The organism is Roseovarius sp. (genome assembly GCF_040223625.1).
Lineage (GTDB): Bacteria > Pseudomonadota > Alphaproteobacteria > Rhodobacterales > Rhodobacteraceae > Roseovarius.
Window position 1 is genome coordinate 1 of the sequence record NZ_JAVKFX010000031.1, and the last position, 4348, is coordinate 4348.

Genomic DNA, 4348 nt, shown 5'->3' on the forward strand with positions numbered 1-4348 from the left:
CCCTTGATCCGCATCGCGGTCTTGTAGAGCGTCTCGTCGCCTACTGGCTATGTCCCTTGCTGTGCGTCGCGCGCAAATTCCAGTATTTCTTTCAGAAACTCTGTAAAGTCTTCATCGTTCAATTCGCATTCTGCTTGGAGGATTAGAGCCAAGAATCTTGCTTGTGCAGAAGGTTTCATCGGTTTCTCCTTGTTTTGCGATTTCAGAATAGGCGATCCAGCCTGCTGTTCCTAATCGCAAATAGCGACACGTCGACCTGGTGGGCGGGGTGCAATTGTTCCGCATGGTGGCGGAACCGGAGTACGCTTTCATCATCTCACCGCCAGATCAAACAGTCCCGGCGTGATCGCGTGGGTCGATCGCTGCGGTAGGGTCTTCACGCCCTCCGGCACGCTCTGCTTACTGTACGCATCGCGCATCCAGATCCGGTCCATCTCGGCGAGGATGGCCACGTGGTGCGGTTCCAGCGGCATGCGCACCAGCCGTGCCCAGGATTCGATCTCGGACGGCTGTATCGGGTTCGGCCCGACCGGCCCAAGTGTGCGCGCATGTGAAAGGGCGTTGAACGCGTTCCAGAGCACCTCCGCGCCTTCGGGGGCGAGCGGAGGCCCACCCGCAAGGTGGTCTTCCAGGGCGCGGGTGAGAAGCTTGCGGAGGCGAACCATCAGCCGCGCCTCCTCGGATCTTCGGTGATGCGCTTGACGCTTTGCGGAAGTTGGGTGCGATCGTATTCACTAAGGCCGCGTTGCACGGTCTTGATGGTGATGCCCTGGATACGTCCCTCTTGCTCGACCGAGAAACCTTCCGGTGCCTCAATGCGCAGCACGGCCTCGCCTTTGGGGCCGACGCTCTGCGGCCTCGCGCCAGCGGGAATGACGAGCTCGCCCTTCTGAAGAATGGCCGGTACTTCGTTCGGTCGCAGACCCGCAATGCCACCCGAATGATACCGGGGCGCGCCTCGGAAGACCGAAGGCGAAACCGCGCGGCCGTGCCCGTAGCCATCCCTGCCGGCCACCCCGCCATCATGAAGGATGCCGGGAATGACGGCGCCGCCAAAGATGCCGCCACTTGACCCGCCAAAGCCGCTGAACAGGCCGCTGAGCGCCGCTTCCAGGGCAAGGTCTGCCAGCCTCGATATCAACCGGCCGATCGCCTCCTCGGCGCTTGCCGCGCCGGTGATGAAGTCCGCGAACGCACTCTGTGCCGCGCCCCGGAATTCTTCCTGGATATCCTGTGCCTCTTCCATCCGTTCGCGGATCACGTCCACTCCATTGGCGGCCTCGACGTACTGTGCCGCCAACGCCTCGATCTGGGCGATCATCTCCGGTGTCAGCTCCACACCGGCCTGTTGGGCCTCGTACAGCAACTCGGCCTTCTTGGAGGCGTAGTCCATCGCATCGCCCACGTTCCGCCCGCTCTGCGCCACTGAGGCCAGCGCTATGGCTTCCTGTTCCAGCGCGGCGATATTGGCCCGTGTCTTGTCGATCTCCCGCTGGAACCCGTCGAGGCTTTGCGAGCCGCCGCTGGTCGAGCTGTCAGGCACGCCGAAGCTCGCGTCGATGGTCGGTAGCCGTGGCCGCAGTGAGGTCTTCGGCGCGTAAGGGTTCGGCGGTCGGTTGTTCGGCCTGCCATTGCGCGGGCCGTACTCGATGCCGGTTTCCGTATCGCCCTCGGGCAGGTTTTCGCGAAGCGCCGCGGCGTTCTCTGCGGCGGTCTTCAGCGCCTGCGCAATTCCACCAATGGCCCCGATGACATTGCCGAACCGCTGCGCATCCACATCGCTTAGACCCTGCACGAGGTCTTCGGCTTCCTCCACGAGGTCCGCCACCGCGCCCTCAAAATCTCCGGCGCTGGTCTCGCCGCGCTGGAATGCCTGCATCTGGGCGTCGATGTCCTGCAGGATCGCCGCCAGTTCATGGGCTTCTTCAACGTCGGCCACGTCCATGAGCCGGATACCATCGGGCCCGGTAGCCCGGTTGATGGCGCGGAACAGCTCTTCATAGGTTTCCACAAGGTCTTCAGCGTTGTTCCTCTGGTCCTCGGTCACAGCCGCCGCGTCTTTCATCGCCCGGTAGTTTTCCTCGCCCATCATCGCAACGGCCCGCTCGGCCGATCCGAAGAGGTCATCCACGTCGAAGCTGAAGGCTTCCTCCAAGGCGCCGGCAAGGTTCACGACTACGGTCTTCGACAGGGTTGCGACCCGTGCCTGGACCTCTGCGAACTTGCGGTCGAGCTCGGCAGCCTTCTCCACCGCCTCTTCGTCAATCACGATGCCGAGCTCGTTGGCCCGTGCCGTGAGCTGCCGGATGCCCTGTTCACCCTGGTCGAGCAATTCCACGAACCGCTCGCCCGCCGTCCCGCCGAACACCTCGTCCGCCACGCGGATCTGCGCGGCGCTGTCGAGACCTTCCATCCGGCCAATGATGTCCGCGAAGAGCTCTTCCGGTTCTTCGAGCCGGCGCTTCAGGTCGCTGGCCCCATAGCCCAGCCGCTTGAACGCCTCGGCCGCCGGGCCCTGGCCCGTGACGATGAACTCGTCGGCGCGAAGCTGCAATTCCTTCAGCCCGTCAACCAGGGCATCAACCTCGATCCGGTTCTGTTCCCCGACGAACTTCAGTTCCTGGAACGCTTCGATGCTCAGCCCGGCCCGTTCCGCTTGTCGACCAATCTCGGCCATGCTGCGAACGGCTTGGGTTGACCCTCGTGTGATGGCAGCCATGCCGGCGGCGATAGTGGCGGCTGCAAATGCCTTGCCGAATGACCCGATGCGGGTCGAGGTGGTTGCGAGCGCCTGGTTGATCCGGCGCGTCGAGCCTAACATATCCCGCTCCATCGCGGTTGTCGCGACCTTGGAACCTCGGCGCAGGCCGGTGTAGGTCTTGGTGCCCCGGCGCTCGGCCTTGGCCATGTTCTTCTCGAAATCCCTGATGCGGGCTTCGAGGGCAACGATCAGGCGTTCTTCATCCATTTCCCATTCTCCTTATGCGGTCCACATGTCGTCAGTGAACCAGCCCGCCGAGGTCACGAGCCCGCCCTCATCTGCAGAGCAACGCGATACCGCCATTGCCGCTGCCACGGCCCCGTCGATCGAAAGCCATTTCTGGGCCTTGGTGAACTTGGCCACATGGCCGTGATCGTTCCGCTTGACCGCGACGTTCGCGAAACAATGGCGCAGCACCGGGTGCGCCCCATGGTGGAATTCACCGCCGAGGATGGCGCGTTCCAGTTCCTGATAGGCGGGCATCATCAGGGACGGCACTTGCCGCATGTCGATCGCGGGTAGGCCTTTGTCGAGGATGTTGGGCTGCACTTGCCGTGCGAGGTGCGGGTCGAAGGCGATCTCGCGCACATTGAACCGCTCGCATAGCTCCACGATCTGACTTTCGATTTCCCGGTAGTCGATCACGTTGCCCTCGGTCGCGGTGATCAAGCCTTGCTCGTGCCATTCGACATAGTTCGCACCGGAGGCATCTTCTCTGATCCGCAGCGTATCTTCCGGACAGAAGAACCACGGGTGCACGAAGTACCCCTCGGCCACGCGCCAGCATGCCACGATGACGGAAAGGTCAGTGGTCGATGACAGGTCAACCGCCAGCCAGCAATCCGCCTCTTCCAGCGTGTCCAGATCGAAACTCTTCCGCCCGACGTCAAAGACCGCCATGTCCACATAAGGATCGGTTGCAGCGTCGATCCAGATGTTGAGCTTCAACTGCTTCAGCGATTGCCGTTCACCGACACTGCGTTCCGCACGCTGCGCATGGCGCCGGAAGCCGGCAAGGCTCGGATACCCATGGCGCAAACCCGGATTGACGCGATGCCAGAATTCCTCGTCGCGCCAGTCCACATCCCGCGCAGCCTCGAAGAGAATGGGCAGGATTGTCGGGTCGTCCACATCGCCCCGTGCCACGCGCCGGGCATCCTCGATGACCTCGTGGGCAAGGTTGTCGTTGCCCCTTCCGGCGGTGGTGGCCACCACGAGAAGACTGTCGTCCACCTTGTCGAGACCAGTGGTCAGAGCTTCCCAGAGGGAGCGGTTGGGCCAGAGGTGGATTTCATCGGCGAGCACGAAGTTCGGTGTTGAACCATGCTGAGGCCCGGCATCGCCGGACACCACCTGCATGGCCGCACCGTCCCTCTTGTAGACCACCTTCTTCGGGGCATTGTGGGCATCGTAGGCTTTGACGGCAGTCTCGATCCTCTTGTCTTCCCGGATGATACCCATCGCCTCTCGGAAGGCGATCCCGGCCTGTGTCCGGTCGAGGGCGGCGAAGATGGCCTCGCCAGAGGGTACCCGTTCCGGCCCGATGGTGTGGAGAAGGGCCAGCGCTGCGGACAAGCTGGTCTTCCT

The 4348-nt window shown here is 62.9% G+C and carries 3 protein-coding genes; all 3 read right to left on the reverse strand.

The window, feature by feature from the left end:
* Positions 1-311: 311 nt before the first annotated feature.
* Positions 312-665, reverse strand: coding sequence for a phage tail assembly chaperone (locus RLN94_RS09000; protein WP_350168830.1), 354 nt, complete (start codon positions 663-665; stop codon positions 312-314).
* The gene (locus tag RLN94_RS09005; RefSeq protein ID WP_350168832.1) at positions 665-2968 is read right to left on the reverse strand and encodes a hypothetical protein; all 2304 of its coding nucleotides are present in this window, start codon (positions 2966-2968) and stop codon (positions 665-667) included. The genes RLN94_RS09000 and RLN94_RS09005 overlap by 1 nt, the downstream gene beginning before the upstream one ends.
* A 12-nt stretch (positions 2969-2980) precedes the next feature.
* Positions 2981-4348, reverse strand: a 1368-nt coding sequence (locus RLN94_RS09010; protein ID WP_350168834.1) for a terminase large subunit, incomplete at its 5' end; no start/stop codon positions are given.

Excerpts from the sequence above, each read along its gene's own strand:
- RLN94_RS09000 (WP_350168830.1), bottom strand. The coding sequence starts at position 665 with ATGGTTCGCCTCCGCAAGCTTCTCACCCGCGCCCTGGAAGACCACCTT.
- RLN94_RS09005 (WP_350168832.1), bottom strand. The coding sequence starts at position 2,968 with ATGGATGAAGAACGCCTGATCGTTGCCCTCGAAGCCCGCATCAGGGAT.